The sequence below is a fragment of the Paenarthrobacter sp. FR1 genome (assembly GCF_051106045.1).
Lineage (GTDB): Bacteria > Actinomycetota > Actinomycetes > Actinomycetales > Micrococcaceae > Arthrobacter > Arthrobacter nitroguajacolicus_A.
This window is the reverse complement of sequence record NZ_JBPFSF010000006.1, coordinates 188,705-208,987: the sequence shown is the minus strand read 5'-3', so window position 1 is coordinate 208,987 and position 20,283 is coordinate 188,705. Positions and strand designations below refer to the sequence as shown.

Sequence of the window (20,283 nt, the reverse complement as noted above, 5' to 3'; positions counted from 1 at the left end):
CACCCGCACGTGGCTTAGGGTAGCCTAAGTCGAGTGGATCAGATCATGAGCTTGCCCTTTGGCGTCGCACTCGCGGCGCTCTTCGCCATTGTCATGATCCGCGTCAACGTCACTTATTGGATTGGTCGGGGAGCCGTTGCCGGGTTCGCCCACACCCGGTTCGGCAGTTCGCTGGAGCGCCCCAAAGCAGCCCGCGCCCAAGCCCTGATTCAGCGTTGGGGACCGTACGCCGTCGTGCTTTCCTTCCTGACTATTGGCCTCCAGACGGCCATCAACCTTGCCGCCGGTGCGGCTCGCATGCCCATGCGCCGGTATCTCCCGGCCGCAATCGGTGGCTCGGTCATCTGGGCCCTGCTGTATGCGACCATCGGGCTCGCCGCCCTTGAGGCCTGGTTGGCGGTAGCCGCAGCGTCGCCGGTGGGTGCGGGGCTGGCTGTCGCCGCCGCGGCCGCCATCGTGGTCTGGGTAGTCACGATCCGACGACGTCGGGCAGCGACCAAATCAGCGGATACAGTGGTCTGAGTTCTACTGCTGGATCGGCGAAAGGCTCGGGTTGACTACTGCATTACCGGAACTGGCGGACGGTGCTTTTTACTACGAATCGTTGGGTGAGGGCCGCTTCCGATCCACGATCCATGCCCAGGGTGCGTGGAATCCGCACGAACAACACATGGCGCCGGCTTCGGGCATCATCGCCGATGCCCTGGTGCGGCACGAACCCAGGGACGACGTTCGCCTGGCACGGATCAGTTACGAAATCCTCGGCCTGATCCCCGGCGGCGAATTCCAGGTCACCACCTCAACGTTGAGGCCGGGCAAGACCATTGAACTGATCCAGGCTGAGCTCTCCGCCGGCGGCCGGGTAGCCATCCGCGCCGCCGCGTGGCGGATGATCACCAGCGACACGAGCGCCGTGGCCGCGGTGGAGGACGAACCCATGCCCGCCCCGGACGAATGCAAGCCGTGGGACGGCGCCAGCGTCTGGCCAGGCGGCTATATCCGCTCACTGGAGATGCGCTTGGCCGAAGGCCACCGACCCGGATCCGGCAGGGTGTGGATCCGGACCTCGCACCCCCTGACAGATCAAGGAGACAGTTCGGACCTTGCCCGGCTGATGGGTTTGGTGGACACAGCCAACGGCATCGCGGCTCGCGTCCCTCCGGGTGAGAACAGCTACATCTTCCCCAACGTCGACCTTCAGATTCACATGTATCGAGCTCCGTCAGGTGAGTGGCTAGGGCTGGACAACAGGGTGTCCTTCGGTGCTGACGGTATTGGCCTGACATCCTCCGTGCTCCACGACGTCAACGGGCCGTTCGGGCGGGCCGAGCAGATCCTTACCTTGAGGAAGAGCTGATGACCGGCGAGCAGCCAAGCCTGACTGTTTACCGCCAGGAGGGATCCATGGGCGCAGCCGAGGATCTCGACTTCGCCCTGGAACTGTTGAAGCGTGCCCGGAGCGGTCAGCAGGGTCCCTGTCTTCGCTTGTATCGGCCGAAGCCTACGGTGGCTTTCGGCCAGCGCGATGCGAATCTGCCAGGGTTCGCTGCCGCCGAGGAAGCCTGCCGCGGGCTTGGCTTCGAACCCCTGGTCCGAAAGGCAGGCGGGCGGGCTGCCGCTTACCACGAGGGCTCCTTGGTGATCGACCATGTTGAACCGCACCCTGACGCGATCGTGCGGGCCAAAGCGCGCTTCTCCGAGTTTGGCGAGCTGCTGGCCGGCGCCCTTCGCAGCGTGGGTGTTCACGCCGCCGTCGGCGAGATACCGGGAGAGTACTGCCCCGGCGAGTTCAGCGTTCACGGTGAGGACCCGGACTTCCCTGCCCATCGCATCAAGCTGATTGGAACTGCCCAGCGGGTAGTCTCCGGAGGTTGGTTGTTCAGTTCCGTGATTGTGGTGGAGAACTCCAAGCCCATCCGGGACGTCCTGACAGCCAGCTACGCCGCCCTTGGCCTGGACTGGGATCCGGCAACGGCTGGTGCTGCCAATGATTTGCTGCCGCACTTGGACGTGAAGACCGTGGAGGACGCAGTGATCGAGGCGTACCGCGGTTACGCGGACGTGGTCGACGGCGACTTCCGGAGTCTTGTGGCCTGGTCACCGCAGCTGCGTTGAGCCGCTGACGTGCCAGGGTTAGTCTGAGGGAATCAGCTACCCCGTCACGCGAATCGCGGTGTCATCATGGGCCGGAAGAAACATCCCATTGAGGATTCGGATGTAGACCTCAGCGTCAGCATCCCCAAGCGATCCGCCGCTGGTTTGCCGAGCCTGAGCGAAACGCTTCCCCATGCCATCGCCTACATGGGACCTTCCAGGGCGTGGAAAACACTGAGTGCTGTCAACCAAAAAGATGGTTTCGATTGCATGAGCTGCGCGTGGCCCGACCCACCGGAACGCAAAGCCGCCGAATTTTGCGAGAACGGCGCCAAAGCCATCGGGTGGGAGGCGGAGCCGCTGCGGATCCCCTCGGATTTTTGGGCCGAGAACAGCTTGGGTTCACTGGAGCGCCGATCGGAGTATTGGCTGGGCCAGCAGGGCCGGCTGGTGGAACCGGTGTACAAAGCCGCGGGTTCGGATCACTACGTCCCCATCCCCTGGGACCAGGCCTTCGGGATCATCGCCAAGGAGCTGAAGGCCCTTGACACCCCGAACCAGGCCACGTTCTACACCAGCGGCCGGACCAGCAATGAGGCCGCTTTCCTCTACCAACTGTTCGTCCGGGCCTTCGGAACCAACAACCTCCCCGACTGTTCCAACATGTGCCACGAGTCCACTGGCGCTGCCATGGGCGAGACCATCGGGGTGGGCAAGTCCGCCATCACCTACACGGATTTCGCCAAGGCGGATCTGATCATCATCATGGGCCAGAACCCAGGTACCTGTCATCCACGAATGCTCACGGCCCTTGAAGAGGCCAAGCAGGCCGGGGCAGAGATCGTTGCGGTGAATCCGCTCCCTGAAGCTGGCCTGATCAACTTCCGGAATCCACAACGTCCGCGCGGACTGATTGGCAGGGGCACGGACCTCGCCGATCAGTTCGTGCAGATCAGGCTCGCGGGCGACATGGCCTTGCTGCAGGCCCTTTCCAAGCGCGTACTCGACGCCGAAAGGGCCAGGCCGGGGACGGTCTTGGACCGTGCCTTCATCGAAGAGCATTGCCAGGGATTCGTGGGCTTCGCCGCACATCTGGCCACTCTCAACCATCGTGATGTTCTCGAAGCCACTGGCCTCGCGAGCCGCGACATCGATGAACTCGCGGCAAGATACCTAAGGGCCGACAAAGTCATCATCACCTGGGCGATGGGCCTAACGCAACATAGGAAGGCAGTGCCGACCATCAAAGAGATCATCAATCTGCTCCTGCTGCGGGGCAACATCGGGAAGCCGGGGGCAGGCCCGTCGCCGATCAGGGGCCATAGCAACGTGCAGGGCGACAGGACCATGGGCATCTGGGAAAAGATGCCACCGTGGTTCCTGGACGCCCTCCAGCGGGAGTTCGGCTTCGATCCTCCCCGGGATCCGGGCATTGACGCAGTGGACAGCATCCGCGGTATGCGTGATGGCAGGATCAAGGTGTTAGTGGCGTTGGGCGGCAACCTGGTCCATGCTGTCTCGGATACCGGGGTGGCGGAGTCGGCTGTGAGAAGGACCCGGCTGTCTGTCCAGATCTCCACCAAATTGAATCGCTCGCACGTGGTGGTCGGTGAGCAAGCACTCATCCTGCCCACCCTTGGCCGCACGGAGATGGATCGGCAAGGCGGCGTTGAGCAGTTCGTCACGGTGGAGGACACTGTGTGTGCCGTCCACCGATCCGTCGGCCCGCTGGAACCGATCGCGCCGGAGGTGCTGTCCGAAGTTGCCATCGTGACGCGCCTGGCCCAGGCTGTCCTCGGCCATAAGGTGCCGGTGGACTGGGCCGGTCTGCGTTTGGACTACAACATCATCAGAGACCACATCTCCCACGTGGTGCCAGGCTTCGAGGACTTCAACACCCGTATCCGGGAGAAGGACGGCTTCATCCTGCCGCACGGACCCAGGGACAGCAGGGCCTTCCCCACCGCCACGGGCCGGGCCATGTTCACGGTTAATGATGTGGAGACCATCCGGGTTCCTGCGGGACGGCTGCTGTTGCAGACACTGCGGTCACACGATCAGTTCAATACCACTACGTACACCATGAATGACAGGTACCGGGGCATTAAGAAGGGGCGCATGGTGTTGCTGGTCAATCCGCTGGACCTGGCTGAGCTGGGCTACCAGGACGGCGGTTATGTGGACGTCCACAGCGAGGCCGACGACGGCGTGGACCGTGTGCTGCCGCAATTGCGTTTGGTGTCGTACCCGACTGCCAAGGGATGCGCAGCTGCGTACTTCCCGGAAGCGAATGTTTTGGTGCCGCTGGATTCAACGGCGGAGGGCAGCAATACACCGGCGTCGAAGTCGGTGATTATTCGGCTTGAGCCGGCTGCCGCCCCGCTTTTCGAGTCAGCAGCCGGCCGACGCCCATGATGCCGTGGACTTAGTGTCCGCGTGCGATCCATTCGTCCAAGTGCGGTTTCTCTGCACCGATGGTGGTGGAATCCCCGTGCCCTGTGCGGACTACGGTTTCCTCGGGAAGTGGCAGGAGCCTGGTCCGGATGGACTCGATGATGGTGGGGAAGTCACTGTAGGAGCGGCCGGTCGCGCCGGGTCCGCCCTGGAAGAGGGTGTCACCGCTGAAAAGGGTGGTTTCCCCGGGCAGGTGGAAGGAGACCGAACCCGGTGAGTGCCCCGGAGTGTGGATGGCCTTCAGCGTTGCCCCGCCAACGGTGAACTCAGCGCCGTCAGCAATTGCGACATCGGGATCGATATCAGGGAACACCGCGCGCCACAGCATCCAGTCGTCCTGGTGCAGGTGGATGGGTGCATTGACGAGTTCCCGGAAGGCCCCGGCGGAGCTGATGTGGTCGTCGTGGCCGTGCGTAAGCAGGATGGCTTTGACCGTCCGGCCGTTGACGGCTTTCACGATCGCGTCCGGGTTGTGGGCGGGATCGATGACGATGCACTCTGCGTCGTCGCCGACGATCCAGACGTTGTTGTCCACGTCCCAGGTTCCACCGTCCAGTGAGAATGTCCCGGAGGTGACAACGCGGTTGATGGTGATGGTGGAGTCGCTCACAGCTCTACCACCGATCGCAGGACGGCGCCGTGATGCATTTTGTCGAAGGCTTCCTCCACCTGGTTGATGGTGATGCGCTCGGTGACGAAGGCGTCCAGGTCCAGCTTGCCCTGCTTGTAGAGATCCACCAGCATGGGGAAGTCACGGGAAGGCAGGCAGTCGCCGTACCAGGAAGATTTGAGGGAACCGCCTCGGCCAAAGACGTCCAGCAAGGGCAGCTCCAGTGTCATCTCCGGTGTGGGGACGCCTACCAGGACAACGGTTCCTGCGAGGTCGCGGGCGTAGAAGGCCTGCTTGTAGGTTTCGGGACGTCCGACCGCGTCAATCACCACGTCTGCTCCAAAACCGCCTGTGAGGGCACGGATCTCTTCCACGGGGTCGCCCGCAGAGGAATCGACAGTGTGGGTGGCTCCCAGGTCCTTGGCGCGTTCCAGCTTCTTGGCGTCGATGTCCACGGCGATGATGGTGGTGGCGCCGGCGAGGGCGGCACCGGCGATGGCCGCTACGCCAACTCCTCCGCAGCCGATAACTGCGACTGAGTCGCCGCGCTTGACGCCCCCGGTGTTGAGGGCCGCACCCAAGCCTGCCATGACACCGCAGCCGAGCAGGCCGACGGCGGCGGCATCGGCGTCGGGGTCTACCTTGGTGCACTGGCCGGCGGCGACCAGGGTCTTTTCGATGAAGGCTCCGATGCCCAGCGCCGGGGAAAGTTCCGTGCCGTCCTCGAGGGTCATTTTCTGGGTGGCGTTGTGGGTGTTGAAGCAGTACTGGGCTTGGCCGCGGTTGCAGGCGCGGCAGTTGCCGCAGACGGCGCGCCAGTTCAGGACCACACGGTCGCCCGGGGCGACGTCGGTGACATCGGGGCCGACGGCGCTGACCACGCCGGTGGCTTCGTGGCCCAGGAGGAACGGGAAGTCGTCGCTGATCCCGCCGAGTTTGTAGTGGAGGTCGGTGTGGCAGACGCCGCTGGTGAGGATGTCAACCAGGGCTTCGCCGGGCCCGGGCTCGGGAACGAGGATCGTTTCGAGGGTTGCGGGTGCGCCTTTGGATCGGACGACTACGCCTTTGACTGCGTGGACCATGGAGTGGTTCCCTTCGGGCTCGCTGAGCGCGGGCCAGGTTTAATGCAGCAGGGCCCGCAACGGATTCCCAATCTGTCTATCACAGGTGGCAGACAGAGCGTGGTTTGTTCCGTGCGGGCCCTCACCGGTGCCGCTGGCAGGTCTATGCTGCCAAACGGTTCTCAACCTCGGAGGCGGAGGGGTTGGTTGCGGCGGTTCCGTCCGGGAAGAGCACGGTGGGAACGGTGCGGTTGCCTCCGTTGAGCTGCTCGACGAGTTCGGCTGTGCCATCTACTTCTTCGATGTTGATCTCGGTGTAGCCGATGCCCTTGGCGTCCAGCTGCTTCTTCAGGCGGTTGCAGTAGCCGCACCAAGTGGTCGAGAACATGGTGATAGTGCCGGAGTCGGGAGTGAAATCCACAGAGCTCTCCTCAGTATTTGTCGTTTGCACGGGGTGGTTCGTTCGTAACAACGGTAACCCGGTGCCGAATAATTCCCGTCCGGCGGCGAAGACGGGTTGCGTCACACGCCCGCGCTGGTGCGTTTTCCCGGGAAAGGGCAGACTGTTCGCATGTGTGGACGTTACGTAATGGCCCGTGCGGTGGGAGACCTGCTCGCCGACTTTGACGCCGAACTTGAGAACGAGATTGCCCTCGAAAAGTCCTGGAATGTTGCCCCGACGGACGCGGTTCCCATCGTGCTGGAACGCCTCATCGATGACGACCTGAAGCGGCAACTCCACGTTGCCAAGTGGGGACTGGTGCCGTCATGGGCTAAAGACCCCAAGGGTGGTGCCCGGCTCATCAATGCCCGCAGCGAGACACTGCTGGAGAAACCTTCCTTCAAGAAAGCTGCCGTAGCCCGTCGGTGTGCGGTGCCCGCGGACGGCTACTACGAGTGGAAAAAGGGGGAGGGCAAGAACAAGCAGCCGTATTACGTCCACCCGGGGGACGGCCATGGCCTGGTCTTTGCGGGATTGTATGAGTGGTGGCGGGACCAGGCGGCGTCCCCGGACGATCCGGGCCGCTGGCTTCTGTCCATGTCCATCCTCACTGCGGACACTCCCACTGCGGAGTCAGCCCGGACGCGACGCAGTGCTTCGGTGTTCGATGAGCTCACTGCGCTCCATGACCGTGTTCCCCTGCCCATGAGCACAGAGACGATGGAAGCATGGCTGGATCCGCGTGAGAAAGACGCCGCGGGGTTGGTGGACATGGTCCGTTCCAGGGCACACGATGCCGCTGCCGGTTGGACGCTGGACGCGGTGGGCGCCGCCGTCGGGAATGTCCGCAACAACTCACCGGAACTGATTGAACCGGTGGAAGGACTGTTCTAAAGGTTCAGAGGGCCTCGGTGACAGGCACGCCGGATTGGAACTCGCGGCCGTCAGCTTCGCTGAAGGCCGTCATGACGTGGCCTTTGCTGAGTCCGTGGATGGCCGATAGCGGGAAGTTCCCGGTGATGATGTTGCCGGAATGCTCCACTCCCTTGATGTCGTAGTTTTCCTCTGCGCTGAGGGAGTGGTTGAACGAATAGAAGGAAATCGCCTCGCCGTTCATGAATTCGATACCGAGCCTGCGCTGCGAGGAATAGTCTTCACTGGCAGCAACAAGGCCCACGACGTAAGCGCCGGAGCCTGGGATGTTGCCGTCAATTTCGAATCGGGCCACGAGGTTGTCGTCCGCGGCGGAGATGTTGACCTGCTTGAGGAGTGCGTCATTGGTGCTCATGCCACAATCCTGCTCTGTGGACCCGCTGCCGTCCACCCCTCGCAGGGTCATCCTTCCAGGAGCCTGCGGATGTTGCCTGTCACGGTCGCCCTGTCCATGACCTGCCCCTTGCGTGCGGTCAGCAAGTGCAGGGCCAGGCCGTCGCTGTAGTCGGAAACGGCTTCAGCACGTGCCCGGGCGTTAGGTATTTCCATCGCTTCGAGCAGCTGTGCCAACGCTGATACCAGCCGCTCGTGCCCGGCGGCGACCACCTCTGGTTGGTCGAGGGCGAACACGAAGCGTGCCCTGGTGAGTTCGGAGTTGTCGTATGCGAGCCCCAAGACGGCTCCGGCGATTTGCTCCGCCAAGCCGGCTGCCGACGTCGGGAATTCCAACTGCCTTTGCTGCAGCAGGAGGCTGTCCAGTTCTTCAACGCGGTCGACGGCGGCACTGACCAGCGTGGCACGGTTGCGGAAGTAGTTGGAGGTTGTTCCGGCGGCGACACCGGCTTGGGCGTCGACGGCCCGGTGCGTGAGGCCCTTGAGGCCCTGGGTGGAAACGACGGCGAGCGCGGCGTCGGCTAACTGTGTTCGTCGGTCGGACATGGCGAAAGTCTAGCTTCAGGACCTACCATCACTACAAATGTAGTAGTACAGTGTGGCCATGGAGAAGGTTGAGATTATCGGTGGGGGAATAGCCGGATTGGCGCTCGCCGGTCGGCTCGACCCCGGCAGGTTCAACGTCACGGTGTACGAGCAGAGACCCCAACTCCCCACGGTCGGAACAACTTTGGCCATGTGGACGGAAGCCCAGCAGGCCCTGTCCGAACTCGGGATCCTCGGAGCCGCGCGGAGACGGGGAGCCATCATCAAAGCCGGCGCCCTCCGCGGCCCCTCCGGAGAACCCATGCTGTCCATGGAAGGGGACGGGCTGATGGGGATCTCCCGACCCGAACTGCTGAAGCTGTTGGACAGTGCGGTGCCGGAGACGGTGACGCGAGTGACCGGAAGGGTGGATCGCCTCCCGCGCCACGCTGAGCTCACCGTCGGTGCGGACGGTGTCAACAGCGTGGTTCGGCGGGACTCCTGGGGTGAACGGAGGGCGGCAAGGCCTACGCCCTTCCTGGCAGTGAGGGGAGTCGTTCCGGGAACCCCATCTCCCAACGACATCGGTGAATACTGGGGTCGGGGGGAAATCTTCGGCTTGGCGCCGGCCGTAAGGGGGACCAACTGGTATGCCTCCTTCCGCTCCGGGCTGGGGCCGGACAAAGTGGACGTCGCAGAAGCGCTTGAAGTGACGCGAAGCCGCTACGCCCACTACTCGCCAGCCGTGCGGGATGTCCTTGACCTCGCCACCCCCGAAATATCGTTGGCCCAACGAATCTGGACCACCCCACCCCTCAGCCGTTACGCACGGGGCAACGTGGTGCTGGTGGGGGATGCCGCGCACGCCATGACTCCCAACCTCGGCAGGGGTGCCTGCGAAGCGCTGATTGATGCAGTGACCCTGGGGCGACTGCTCAACGAACTGCCCTTGAAAGCAGCGCTCGCCGCCTATGACAGGAAACGTGTACTGCGCACCCAGCAACTCCGGCTGGCATCCTCCCTCATGGGGAGCATTGCCCTGGCGCAGGGCATGCAACCTTGGCGCGATGCCTTGCTGAAGCAGGTAGGCAAGCGCGTTTCACGCGCCAGGGAAAGGGCGGAAACTTCGAAGTAGGTTTTGTCAGGGCGTCGGCGTAAACTTGAAATATTCGAACATACTTTCGAATGAAGATACCCCGGCGTAAATGAGGTGTGGATATGGGGCTGTTCAGTGAGTCCGTCGAAGTTATCTGCACGGACACAGGCCAGCCGCAGCAAGTTCAATGGAAAGGGACGCAGTACACGGTCACCAATGAGCCTGTCCGGTGGTACGAACGCCGCCAGTGGTGGCTGGAAGAAAGCCGCGCACCCCTGGGAAGCGGGGCCGGCCTGGTTGACCACGAAATCTGGCGGGTGCAGCTCCAGGCCCCGGGGGAAAAAGAAACCTCCAACGGGACCATCACCCTCGATCTCGTCAGGCACGTAGGAAGCGGACGATGGCGACTGCTCCGCATCCACGACGCCGCACCAGCACGTGCTGTAGAACCCGACGAAGCAGCGTGAACCTTGAGCTTCACCCACCTGCACGTCTCCACTGCCTTCAGCGCACACTACGGCGTCTCCTGGCCCGACGAGCTCGCCCAAACCGCTGCAGCCGATGGCGCCACAGCGCTCGCCTGCACAGACCGCGACGGTCTCTACGGCACCGTCAAACACCTCAAAGCCTGCATGGAGGCCGGCATCGACCCCATTGTGGGGGTGGATCTGGCAGTATTCGACGACGACGGCGACCACCGCACCCAAGTCGCTGGCCGCGTCGTCGTACTCGCCCACGGCAACAACAACGGCGCCGGTTACAGGGCGCTATGCCGACTGGTCTCCGACGCCCATGCCCGCACGTCTGGAAAAGCCGGGGGAGCCGTCCCCGCAGCAGTAACCCGGGGCGAACTCGCCTCCAGAACACTTGACCCACAAACCCTGAAACCAGTATTGACAGTCATGATCGGCCCGGACTCGGATGTCGGGCAGGCAATGGGAGGGCGAAAATACCTCAGGCCCAGAACCCTCTTCAAGCAATGGATCGACGCCATGCCACCGGGCACGATCGTTGCCGAAGCAGTTTCCCACCTCAGCCCACCGGGGGAACCCCTCAGCACAGCCCACGCCGTACGGATGCTCAAACTCGCCCTCGAATACAACGTGCCCGCTGTCCTCAGCAACGCCGTCCGCTATTGCGCGCAAGACGGAGCAGCTACAGCTGACGTCCTCGATTCAGCACGCACCCTGAAATCCCTCCCGGAACTCTCAACCGCCCCCATGCTCCAACCCACCGGCCAGGGCTGGTTAAAGAACGCCCAACACATGCTCCAACTTGGCAAGGAAATCATGAACGCGGCAGGCCAAGGAAAAGCCGACCTCAGCAAGCTGCTCGCAAATACAGAAGCGCTCGCCGACAAATGCCGCATGGATCCCGTCCTGGACATGGGATGGAAGAAACCCGTCGTTCCCGAATCCTCCATCATCGGCATCAACGGAGATCCTATGGTTGAACTGGCCCAGCGGTGTGAAGCCGGAATCACCAAACGCTTCCCCGGGATCAACGGCGAAGCGGAGAAGCGGATGCGCTCGCGGTTGATGCACGAACTCGGGATTATCGGCAGGCTCGGTTTTGCTTCCTACTTCCTTACTGTCGCTGAGGTGTCCCGGATGATCCTCGACATGGGTGTCCGGGTTGCCGCCAGGGGGTCGGGTGCATCCAGCCTGGTGAACTATCTGATCGACATCAGCCAAGTGGATCCAATCCGCCACGACCTCATTTTTGAACGTTTTCTTTCCGGCCGCCGGTCAACCCTCCCTGACATCGACATCGACGTCGAAAGCGCGGAACGGCACAACGTATACCGGAAGATCTTTGATCGGTTCGGAGCGGAACGCGTCACGCTCATGAGTATGCAGAACGGCTACAGGGCGCGTGGTGCTGTCAGGGACGCCGGAATGGCCCTGGGAATGGACGAAGGCGAAATCAGCGATATCGCCAAGCAGCTGTGGAGGTTCTCCGCACGCAAGTTCCGTGAAGCCTTGGTGGAGAAGCCGGAGCTTCGCGACTTTGCTGGGCGTGTGGAACGGGGCGCCTCGGAGGAAAACCAGCAACTGGACCTCTTGGTGGACTTGACCGAAAGGCTGGACCGGCTGCCCCGCCATATCTCCATGCATCCATGTGGAGTGATCCTGGGGGATGCAACGCTCCTTGACCGGACGCCTGTCCAGCCCAGCGGGCTTGGACTTCCCATGAGCCAGTTCGACAAACATGACATGGATCCCATGGGCATGCTGAAGCTGGATGTCCTGGGTGTGCGCATGCAAAGCGCCATGGCATTTGCGGTCCGGGAGGTCATTCGCCTCCATCCTTCCAAAGCAGAGGTGGTGGCTGCCGGTAAGCACCCGGTTGAGCCAGGTGGGACAGGGCCTGATTTCATCGCTGCAGACGGCAGGATCGATCTCAACGCCGTTCCGTTCGACGACGAGCCCACTTATGAGTTGATCCGCAGCACCCATACGCTGGGGTGCTTCCAGATCGAGTCGCCGGGTCAGCGGGAGCTCATCGGAAAGATGGCTCCGCGCGAATTCAACGATTTGATTATCGATATTTCACTGTTCAGGCCTGGGCCCATGAAGTCGGATATGGTCCGCCCATTCCTGGAACACAGGCATGGTTTCGCGCCGGAGATCTACCCTCACCCGGACCTGAAGCCGGTCCTTCAGGAAACCCATGGCGTCACCGTGTTCCATGAGCAGATCCTGAAGACTTTCGATGTCATGACCGACTGCGGGTTGGCGCGGGCCGATGAATTCCGCCGTGCCTTGGGCGATGAAATCCATGAGCCGGGCGTCGAGGTGTACTTCCGGCGTGAGGCGATCAAGAAATACCCGCCTGAAGTAGTGGACAAGGTCTGGGGGACCTTGAAAGCGTTTGGGAGCTTCGGGTTCTGCAAAGCGCACGGTGCTGCCTTTGCCGTGCCTACCTACCAATCGGCTTGGCTGAAAACACATCATCCTGAAGCCTTCCTCGCAGGGCTTTGGGAACACGACCCCGGCATGTATCCCAAACGATTGTTGGTGGCTGAAGCGCGTCGGCTGGGAATTCCCATCCTGCCTTTGGATATCAACCGGAGCCAAGCTGAATACAGGGTGGAGAGGATTCAAGACGGACCTGATCAAGGGAAACTTGGCATCCGCTTGAGCCTTACCGGGATATACGGGCTTTCCGGAGCGGAACTGAAACGGATCGTGGCGGGGCAGCCCTTCGATTCCCTGGCGGATCTCAGGGCGCGGGCGCGGGTAAGCAAGCCAAACATCAAAAGGCTCGCCCAACTCGGTGCTTTCGATGCCCTGCATAAGGATTCCGGAGGAAAAGCGAACCGGGCCGACCTCGTACAGCACCTGCAAGCCCTCCAGGGCAGCTCCACCAAGAAGGCTGCCGACGTGATCGAAGGGCAACTGTCGTTCGCTTTGGGCGATGTTGAGCTAATGAACCTCGCTCCGGAATTACCCGCACCCACCATGGTGGACAACGTCAGGGCGGAGCTCGACCTCATGGCGGTGGACGTCAGCGAGCATCTCATGGACAGCCATCGGCCCTTGCTGGACAAGCTGGGAGTCACCACCGCAGACAAACTCCTGGGGCTGCGCAATGGAACCGAGGTCCTGGTGGCAGGGGTCAGAATCGCGACCCAGACCCCGCCCATGCGTGGTGGGCGGCGGGTGGTCTTCATCAGCATCGACGACGGCACAGGCTGCGTTGATTCAGTCTTCTTCCATGAAGCGCAAGAGCAATCGGGTCCGCTGTTGTTCGGTACCCGGCTTCTGCTGATCCGTGGAACCACCAGGAGGACAGGTCCCAAGGGAATCAGCCTGAGCGCCAGCAAGGCCTGGGATCTCAGCCAACCCGAAACGTTGCCTTTCGCGGAACTCCTGCCTGCCGGAGGAGGACCTCCAGACGACTACACGCACCACGGACCCCTCCACGGCATCTCCAGAAACCTTGCCATCACGGGCCTGGGAAGCTGAGCAGGCAGCTGAATCGGGGAACGGCGCGCTGCTTTGGCCGCCTTCGCCGGAGCAGATACGATTGACGGTGGCTGGCTGTGGTCCCCGTACGCCACAAGCTATGAAGCCTCAACCATGAATAGGAGACACCCGTGTCAGATGCCCAACAGATCACCCTCATCGTCGATGGCGAAGAGACCAAGGTGACGGAAGGGACTACCGGCGCGGAACTCTTCTTCGAGCGCCGCGACGTCGTTGTAGCCCGTGTCAACGGTGTGCTGAAGGACCTTGACCAGGTCCTGCCCGCGGATGCTGACATCGAAGGCGTCACCATCGAATCACCCGACGGCCTCAACGTGCTCCGCCACTCCACCGCCCATGTCATGGCACAGGCCGTGCAGCAATTGCGCCCGGATGCCAAGCTCGGTATCGGCCCTTACATCACGGACGGTTTCTACTTCGACTTCGACGTCGCTGACCCGTTCACCCCGGAAGACCTGCGCCAGCTGGAAAAGATGATGCAGAAGATCATCAACCAGAACCAAAAATTCGTTCGCCGCGTGGTTACTGAAGAAGAAGCCCGCGAAGCCATGGCCAACGAGCCTTACAAGCTGGAACTTCTCGGGAAGAAGAACGACGCAACAGACGCCGTCGAAGGCGTCAACGTTGAGGTCGGCGCCGGCGACATCACCATCTACGACAATGTGGACAGGAAGAGCGGCGAGAGCGTTTGGTGTGATCTATGCCGTGGCCCGCACCTGCCCAACACCAAGATCATTTCCAACGCATTCGCCCTGACGCGTTCGTCCGCTGCGTACTGGCTGGGCAACCAGAACAACCAGCAGCTGCAGCGCATCTACGGAACTGCCTGGCCCACCAAGGATGCCCTCAAGGCGTACCAGGAGCGTATTGCTGAGGCCGAGCGCCGCGACCACCGCAAGCTCGGCGTCGAACTGGATCTCTTCTCCTTCCCTGATGAGCTGGGTTCGGGCCTCCCGGTGTTCCATCCAAAGGGCGGCATCATCCGCAAGGCCATGGAGGACTACTCCCGTCAGCGCCACGTGGATGCCGGCTACGAGTTTGTCTACACCCCCCACATCACCAAGGGACACCTCTACGAGGTTTCCGGCCACCTTGACTGGTACAAGGACGGTATGTTCCCCGCCATGCAGGTGGACGCCGAATTCAACGAAGACGGAACCGTGCGGAAACCGGCCCAGGATTACTACCTGAAGCCGATGAACTGCCCCATGCATAACCTGATTTTCCGTTCCCGTGGCCGTTCCTACCGGGAACTTCCGCTGCGCCTCTTCGAATTCGGATCGGTGTACCGCTACGAGAAGTCCGGGGTTGTTCACGGCCTGACTCGCGTACGGGGCATGACACAGGACGATGCCCACATCTATTGCACCCGTGAGCAGATGAAGGATGAACTCACCACCACGCTGAACTTCGTCCTGGGCCTGCTCAAGGATTACGGCCTGGATGATTTCTACTTGGAACTCTCCACCAAGAATGAAGAAAAATTTGTGGGTGACGACGCCGCTTGGGAGGAAGCCACCCGCACCCTTTCCGAGGTTGCGGCAGCCTCCGGCCTGGAGCTGGTTCCGGACCCGGGTGGAGCAGCCTTCTACGGTCCCAAGATCTCCGTCCAGGCGAAGGACGCCCTGGGCAGGACCTGGCAGATGTCCACGATCCAGTTGGACTTCAACCTGCCCGAGCGGTTCGAACTCGAATATCAGGCGGCAGACGGTACGCGCCAGCGCCCGGTCATGATCCACCGTGCCCTCTTCGGTTCTGTTGAACGCTTCATGGGTGTCCTCACCGAGCACTATGCTGGTGCCTTCCCCGCATGGCTCGCTCCCGTCCAGGTGGTAGGCATCCCTGTGGCCGAGACGTTCAACGACTACATGTTCGACGTCGTCGGCCAGCTCAAGGCCGCCGGTATCCGTGCCGAGGTAGATATCTCCTCGGACCGTTTCCCCAAGAAGATCCGTACTGCCAGCAAGGACAAGATTCCCTTTGTCCTGATTGCCGGAGGTGAGGACGCCGAGGCTGGTGCGGTGTCGTTCCGCTTCCGCGATGGCAGCCAGGACAACGGTGTTCCCGTGGCAGAGGCGGTCCGCAGGATTGTTGATGCCGTCAAGAACCGCGAGAGCTGACGGAACGGACGCATAGACGGTGCAGGAGAACACAGGCGCGGCAGCTGATCTTCCGAGCGACGCCGACGTAACCGATGACTTCGGACTCGCGGGCGTTCCGGACGCATTTCAGCGCCTGTGGACTCCGCACCGCATGGCCTACATCAAGGGCGGGCAGGATCAATTCAAGAACAAGGATGATTGCCCGTTCTGCGTAGGACCCTCCCGTACGGACGAAGAGTCCCTCATCGTCTACCGGGGGAGGACCTGTTATGTGGTGCTTAACCTCTTCCCCTACAACCCGGGCCACCTTCTGATCTGCCCCTACCGCCACGTGCCCGATTACACGGACATCACCGTGGAGGAGACAGCAGAGTTCGCCGAACTTACCCAAACCGCCATGCGCGTGTTGCGGAAGGTCTCGAATCCGAGCGGCTTCAACCTGGGCATGAACCAAGGTGTAACAGGCGGTGCCGGCATCGCCGCGCACCTTCACCAGCATGTAGTCCCGCGGTGGGGCGGGGACGGAAACTTCTTCCCTATCATCGCCCAGACCAAGGCCATCACGCAGACCCTTGACGAGGTCCGCAAACTGGTGGCCGAAGCCTGGCCGGGGGAGTCGAATGCTCAATAGGCATGCGCGCGGCTTCTTCACTTCACTCTTCACACCTCTAGCGCGTTGGCTCCTCAGGATTGGCGTGTCTCCTGACGCCGTGACCATTGCCGGGACCGCCGGAGTGATCCTCGGCGGACTGGTCCTCTACCCGTTAGGCCAGTTGTGGTGGGGTTCCGTGGTGATCGCCTTTTTCGCCTTTTCGGACGTCGTCGATGGAATCATGGCCCGCCTGCAAGGCCGGAGCGGAGGCTGGGGAAACTTCCTCGACTCCACCTTGGACCGGTTGGCGGACGGTGCCATCTTCGCCGGCCTCACTATCTGGTTCTTCACCCACGGTGACGACCCCGCAATCGGAACCGCCGCCGTCGTTTGCCTTGTCTTGGGGATGGTTGTTTCCTACGCGAGGGCCAAGGCGGAATCGCTCGGGTACCAGGCCAGCGTCGGGATTGCAGAGCGGGCCGAGCGGTTGGCCTCGGTGCTGCTGATTGCCGGGCTCACGGGGCTCGGTCTTCCGCCCGTGGTGTTGTTCGGAACGCTGATCCTGCTGGCACTGGCCAGTGCCGTGACCATCGTCCAGCGCATGTCCGCAGTCCGTCGGCAGGCCATCGCCGAAGCCGATGGCGCGGCGGCCGGCTAAGTCCCTAAGGGGCAAAGCTTCACAAGGGAACTGGCATCCGACCAGACTCACTCTCCGGCGGTTGTGCAGTCGCCCTACCATAGCCCTCTTTATTGCCCGTCTAGGCAGTAATGAATGTACTGCCACCATGCAACCTGCGACTACTATTACTAGTACTTGGTCACCTTGACCTGAAAATCCGGTGTGCGCTGATGCGGTCGTGTGGCTGCGCGTGCCCCCGGCATGAAGGTCGTTTATCTACCCATAGGGGTTTTTGTGTCTACACCAGATGTAAGCAACGAAGCCGGTTCGTCCGCGAACAGCGTTACGGGCAGCAGCCGCGTCAAGCGGGGCATGGCTGAGATGCTCAAGGGCGGCGTCATCATGGACGTCGTTAACGTCGAGCAGGCCCGCATCGCCGAGGATGCCGGTGCCGTAGCTGTCATGGCGCTTGAACGCGTCCCGGCCGACATCCGCGCCCAGGGCGGGGTGTCCCGCATGTCCGATCCCGACATGATCGATCAGATCATCGCTGCCGTGTCCATCCCGGTGATGGCCAAGGCCCGCATCGGTCACTTCGTCGAAGCCCAGGTCCTGCAGTCCCTCGGTGTCGACTACATCGACGAGTCCGAGGTCCTGACCCCGGCGGACTACATCAACCACATCGACAAGTGGAACTTCACCGTCCCGTTCGTCTGTGGTGCCACCAACCTTGGTGAGGCTTTGCGCCGCATCAACGAGGGCGCGGCGATGATCCGCTCCAAGGGCGAAGCCGGTACCGGCGATGTTTCCAACGCCACCGGGCACATGCGCAAGATCCGCTCCGAGATCGCCAAGCTCGCCGCCCTGCCCGAGGACGAGCTGTATGTCGCGGCCAAGGAACTGCAGGCCCCGTATGAGCTGGTCAAGGAAATTGCCGCGACCGGCAAGCTCCCCGTGGTGTTGTTCACTGCCGGTGGCATCGCGACCCCGGCTGATGCTGCGATGATGATGCAGCTCGGCGCCGACGGCGTGTTTGTTGGTTCGGGGATCTTCAAGTCCGGCAACCCGGCAGAGCGTGCCGCTGCCGTCGTGAAGGCCACCACGTTCTACGACGATCCCGATGTCATTGCCAAGGTCTCCCGCGGCCTGGGCGAAGCCATGGTCGGCATCAACGTCGACGAAATCCCCCAGCCCCACCGCCTCGCAGAACGCGGCTGGTAAAGAGCAAAAGAAGTACGACGCCGGGCCGGTTACCTTCGAGGTGACCGGCCCGGCGTCGTTCCTACTCCAGCCCGCGGCGCTTCAGCAACGGCTCCAGCTCGGCGTCGCGGCCCCGGAACGCCCTGAACGACTCCAGGGGGTCACGGCTGTTGCCGCGGGAGAGCAGCTGGGACCTGAAGTGATCGCCGTTCGAGCGGGTGAGGCCACCGTTTTCCTTGAACCACTCCACGGTATCGGCGTCCAGGACCTCGCTCCAGATGTAGGAGTAGTAGCCCGCAGCGTAGCCAGCGCCGGCGAAGATGTGTTGGAAGTAGCCGGTGCGGTACCGTGGCGGAATCAAGGGGTGGGCGATGGATGCATCTGCAAGTGCCTTGGCCTCGAAAGCCAGGACATCGTCCGGAACGTCTGCTGCGGAAAGCACGTGCCAGGCAAGGTCAAGCAGCGCAGCGCCCAGATACTCGGTGGTCGCGAAGCCTTCGCCCCACAACAGTGAGTCATTGAGTTTGTCCACGATGCCCTGGGGGAGCGCCTCTCCGGTGGAGTGATGGCGAGCATAGTTGGCCAGGACCTCCGGCCACATGATCCACATTTCGTTGACCTGTGATGGGTACTCCACGAAGTCCCGGGGCACGGACGTCCCGGAAAAGCGCGGATAGGTGACATCGGAGAACAGCCCATGAAGGGCGTGCCCGAATTCGTGGAACACCGTCCGGACTTCATCGAGGGACAACAGCGTTGGTTCGCCCGGAGCAGGCTTGGTGATGTTGAGGTTGTTGATCACCACCGACTGCGTGCCAAGCAGTCGGGACTGTTCCATCAGGGAATTCATCCAGGCACCACCACGCTTTGACTCCCTGGTGTAGTAGTCGCCCAGGAAAAGTCCGATTCCGCTGCCGTCCCCGTCGCGAACCTCCCAGACACGGACATCGGGGTGGTAACCCTCCAAATCACCGCGCTCGTGGAACGTGATTCCGTACAGCTGCGATGCTGCATGGAAGACGCCGTCGTTCAGCACGGTCTCCAGGGCGAAGTACGGGCGCAGGGCCTGCTCATCCACCGCGAACTTCTCCTTGCGGACCCGGGCAGAGTAGTAAGCCCAATCCCACGGCTCCAGTTCGTGACCGGCCGATCGCGCCAGGGCGTTCGCTTCGGCCTGGGCGTTCCGGACGGCGGCAGGTGCCAGTCGGCCCAACATCGCTTGCACATCGGCAAAGTCCGGAGCTGTTTGCCGGTCCACCACCAGCTCCGCGAAGTTGGCGAAACCCAGGAGTGTTGCCTTCTCCGCACGCAGCCGCACCGTGGCAGTAATGAGGTCGCGCACATCCAAGGGGCCACCGTCGGTGCCGCGCGCCAAGGATGCTTCATACAGCCGACGGCGGACGGCCCGGTTTTCCAAGGAAGCAAGGGCAGGCTGATTGCTGGGTTGGATGAGTGTCAGCAGGTACTTGCCTTCGTGTCCGGCCGCCTTGGCGGCCTCCGCAGCTCCGGTGATGGACTCGGCCGGCAAACCCTCCAAGTCCGCGGCATTTTCAAGCAGCAGGGCTGATGCTTTCATGGCTTCCTTGACGCGCTGGCCAAACTCGGTTCCCAGGCGCGAAAGTTCCGCGTTGACGTCCCGTAACCTGCTCTGTCCGGCATTATCGAGCTGGATACCGGACTGGCGGAACTCCTTGAGGTACTCCTCCACGAGCCTTGCTGACTCGGCGCCAAGGTTTGTGGCATCGATGGCAGAGAACCGCTCGTACAGCGTGCGGTTCATGAACACAGCATCCTGATGGGCTGAGAACTTGGGCGAGAACTCCGTTTCCAGCGCCTTGATCGCTTCGGAGGAGTCAGCTGAGACAAGGGTGAAGAAGGCTGCCGCCGCCCTGCTGAGGAGACGGCCGGATTGTTCCATGGCTACGGCGGTGTTGTCGAACGTCGCTGGGGCCGGATCACCGGCAATGGCGTTGATTTCCTGCAGGTGTTCGGCAAGCCCGGATTCCAGGGCCTCGGCATAATGCCCCGGAGTTATGGCGGCGAAGGGCGGTAGTCCATAGGGCAAGGGGCTGGGGCTCATGAGGGGGTTGACCATGAAATGACTCTTTCACGTAAGAAACGCGTCCTCAAGGGCGGCACGCCCGGTTCCACGCTGCTTCAGCCGTAGGAT

18 protein-coding genes are annotated in these 20,283 nt (G+C 62.2%); 12 read left to right on the top strand and 6 right to left on the bottom strand.

Going from position 1 to position 20,283, the window contains the following annotated elements:
* Positions 1–33: 33 nt before the first annotated feature.
* From ACR30Z_RS13770 to ACR30Z_RS13755, 4 genes are all read left to right on the top strand, one after another.
* Positions 34–522, top strand: a complete 489-nt coding sequence (locus tag ACR30Z_RS13770) for a DedA family protein (protein ID WP_144651568.1) — start codon at positions 34–36, stop codon at positions 520–522.
* Positions 523–553: 31 nt separating this feature from the next.
* Positions 554–1,357 (top strand): thioesterase family protein, encoded by an 804-nt coding sequence (locus ACR30Z_RS13765; protein WP_144651570.1) that lies wholly within the window; start codon positions 554–556, stop codon positions 1,355–1,357.
* Positions 1,357–2,115: a lipoate--protein ligase family protein gene (locus tag ACR30Z_RS13760; protein ID WP_144651572.1), complete on the top strand. Its 759-nt coding sequence runs from the start codon at positions 1,357–1,359 to the stop codon at positions 2,113–2,115. Before ACR30Z_RS13765 ends, ACR30Z_RS13760 begins: the two co-directional genes overlap by 1 nt.
* Positions 2,116–2,181: 66 nt before the next feature.
* On the top strand, positions 2,182–4,509 hold the full coding sequence (locus ACR30Z_RS13755; protein WP_434373074.1) for an FdhF/YdeP family oxidoreductase: 2,328 nt from the start codon (positions 2,182–2,184) through the stop codon (positions 4,507–4,509).
* A gap of 10 nt (positions 4,510–4,519) precedes the next feature.
* On the opposite strand, the gene ACR30Z_RS13750 is transcribed toward ACR30Z_RS13755, so the two are convergent.
* The 3 genes from ACR30Z_RS13750 to ACR30Z_RS13740 form a co-directional block, all read right to left on the bottom strand.
* A complete protein-coding gene (locus ACR30Z_RS13750; RefSeq protein WP_434373073.1) occupies positions 4,520–5,158 on the bottom strand; it encodes an MBL fold metallo-hydrolase in 639 nt (212 codons plus the stop codon).
* Positions 5,155–6,240: an S-(hydroxymethyl)mycothiol dehydrogenase gene (locus tag ACR30Z_RS13745; protein WP_434373072.1), complete on the bottom strand. Its 1,086-nt coding sequence runs from the start codon at positions 6,238–6,240 to the stop codon at positions 5,155–5,157. Before ACR30Z_RS13745 ends, ACR30Z_RS13750 begins: the two co-directional genes overlap by 4 nt.
* Before the next feature lie 142 nt (positions 6,241–6,382).
* Positions 6,383–6,640: a mycoredoxin gene (locus tag ACR30Z_RS13740; protein ID WP_017197512.1), complete on the bottom strand. Its 258-nt coding sequence runs from the start codon at positions 6,638–6,640 to the stop codon at positions 6,383–6,385.
* 168 nt (positions 6,641–6,808) lie between these two features.
* Here ACR30Z_RS13740 and ACR30Z_RS13735 point away from each other — a divergent pair, with 168 nt between their 5' ends.
* The gene (locus tag ACR30Z_RS13735) at positions 6,809–7,555 is read left to right on the top strand and encodes an SOS response-associated peptidase (RefSeq protein ID WP_244296785.1); all 747 of its coding nucleotides are present in this window, start codon (positions 6,809–6,811) and stop codon (positions 7,553–7,555) included.
* 4 nt (positions 7,556–7,559) lie between these two features.
* Here the strand turns inward: ACR30Z_RS13735 and ACR30Z_RS13730 are convergent, their stop codons facing one another.
* Together ACR30Z_RS13730 and ACR30Z_RS13725 are read right to left on the bottom strand one after the other, a co-directional pair.
* On the bottom strand, positions 7,560–7,949 hold the full coding sequence (locus ACR30Z_RS13730) for a hypothetical protein (protein ID WP_144651580.1): 390 nt from the start codon (positions 7,947–7,949) through the stop codon (positions 7,560–7,562).
* 47 nt (positions 7,950–7,996) lie between these two features.
* Positions 7,997–8,533: a TetR/AcrR family transcriptional regulator gene (locus ACR30Z_RS13725; protein WP_144651582.1), complete on the bottom strand. Its 537-nt coding sequence runs from the start codon at positions 8,531–8,533 to the stop codon at positions 7,997–7,999.
* Positions 8,534–8,585: 52 nt separating this feature from the next.
* Here ACR30Z_RS13725 and ACR30Z_RS13720 point away from each other — a divergent pair, with 52 nt between their 5' ends.
* The 7 genes from ACR30Z_RS13720 to pdxS all read left to right on the top strand — a co-directional run bounded on the left by ACR30Z_RS13720 (position 8,586) and on the right by pdxS (position 18,134).
* Positions 8,586–9,647 carry an FAD-dependent monooxygenase gene (locus ACR30Z_RS13720; protein ID WP_144651584.1) on the top strand — a complete coding sequence of 354 codons (1,062 nt, stop codon included), beginning with the start codon at positions 8,586–8,588 and terminating at the stop codon, positions 9,645–9,647.
* Positions 9,648–9,730: 83 nt separating this feature from the next.
* Entirely contained in the window at positions 9,731–10,075 is a 345-nt protein-coding gene (locus ACR30Z_RS13715; RefSeq protein WP_434373071.1) for a DUF6504 family protein, read from the top strand.
* A gap of 3 nt (positions 10,076–10,078) precedes the next feature.
* On the top strand, positions 10,079–13,579 hold the full coding sequence (locus ACR30Z_RS13710; protein ID WP_434373070.1) for a DNA polymerase III subunit alpha: 3,501 nt from the start codon (positions 10,079–10,081) through the stop codon (positions 13,577–13,579).
* Positions 13,580–13,710: 131 nt separating this feature from the next.
* Positions 13,711–15,720, top strand: a complete 2,010-nt coding sequence (thrS, locus tag ACR30Z_RS13705; protein ID WP_144651589.1) for a threonine--tRNA ligase — start codon at positions 13,711–13,713, stop codon at positions 15,718–15,720.
* Positions 15,721–15,739: 19 nt separating this feature from the next.
* Positions 15,740–16,333 (top strand): HIT family protein, encoded by a 594-nt coding sequence (locus ACR30Z_RS13700; protein WP_144651591.1) that lies wholly within the window; start codon positions 15,740–15,742, stop codon positions 16,331–16,333.
* On the top strand, positions 16,323–16,952 hold the full coding sequence (gene pgsA, locus ACR30Z_RS13695; protein WP_434373069.1) for a phosphatidylinositol phosphate synthase: 630 nt from the start codon (positions 16,323–16,325) through the stop codon (positions 16,950–16,952). The genes ACR30Z_RS13700 and pgsA overlap by 11 nt, the downstream gene beginning before the upstream one ends.
* 255 nt (positions 16,953–17,207) lie before the next feature.
* Positions 17,208–18,134 (top strand): pyridoxal 5'-phosphate synthase lyase subunit PdxS, encoded by a 927-nt coding sequence (gene pdxS, locus ACR30Z_RS13690; RefSeq protein WP_020608520.1) that lies wholly within the window; start codon positions 17,208–17,210, stop codon positions 18,132–18,134.
* Positions 18,135–18,195: 61 nt separating this feature from the next.
* Here the strand turns inward: pdxS and ACR30Z_RS13685 are convergent, their stop codons facing one another.
* Entirely contained in the window at positions 18,196–20,208 is a 2,013-nt protein-coding gene (locus tag ACR30Z_RS13685; protein WP_434373068.1) for a M3 family metallopeptidase, read from the bottom strand.
* Positions 20,209–20,283 lie beyond the last annotated feature (75 nt).

Coding starts and splice junctions, on each gene's coding strand:
- ACR30Z_RS13760 (WP_144651572.1), top strand. CDS start 1,357: ATGACCGGCGAGCAGCCAAGCCTGACTGTTTACCGCCAGGAGGGATCC.
- ACR30Z_RS13755 (WP_434373074.1), top strand. CDS start 2,182: ATGGGCCGGAAGAAACATCCCATTGAGGATTCGGATGTAGACCTCAGC.
- ACR30Z_RS13745 (WP_434373072.1), bottom strand. CDS start 6,240: ATGGTCCACGCAGTCAAAGGCGTAGTCGTCCGATCCAAAGGCGCACCC.
- ACR30Z_RS13735 (WP_244296785.1), top strand. CDS start 6,809: ATGGCCCGTGCGGTGGGAGACCTGCTCGCCGACTTTGACGCCGAACTT.
- ACR30Z_RS13730 (WP_144651580.1), bottom strand. CDS start 7,949: ATGAGCACCAATGACGCACTCCTCAAGCAGGTCAACATCTCCGCCGCG.
- ACR30Z_RS13725 (WP_144651582.1), bottom strand. CDS start 8,533: ATGTCCGACCGACGAACACAGTTAGCCGACGCCGCGCTCGCCGTCGTT.
- ACR30Z_RS13715 (WP_434373071.1), top strand. CDS start 9,731: ATGGGGCTGTTCAGTGAGTCCGTCGAAGTTATCTGCACGGACACAGGC.
- pgsA (WP_434373069.1), top strand. CDS start 16,323: ATGCTCAATAGGCATGCGCGCGGCTTCTTCACTTCACTCTTCACACCT.
- ACR30Z_RS13685 (WP_434373068.1), bottom strand. CDS start 20,208: ATGGTCAACCCCCTCATGAGCCCCAGCCCCTTGCCCTATGGACTACCG.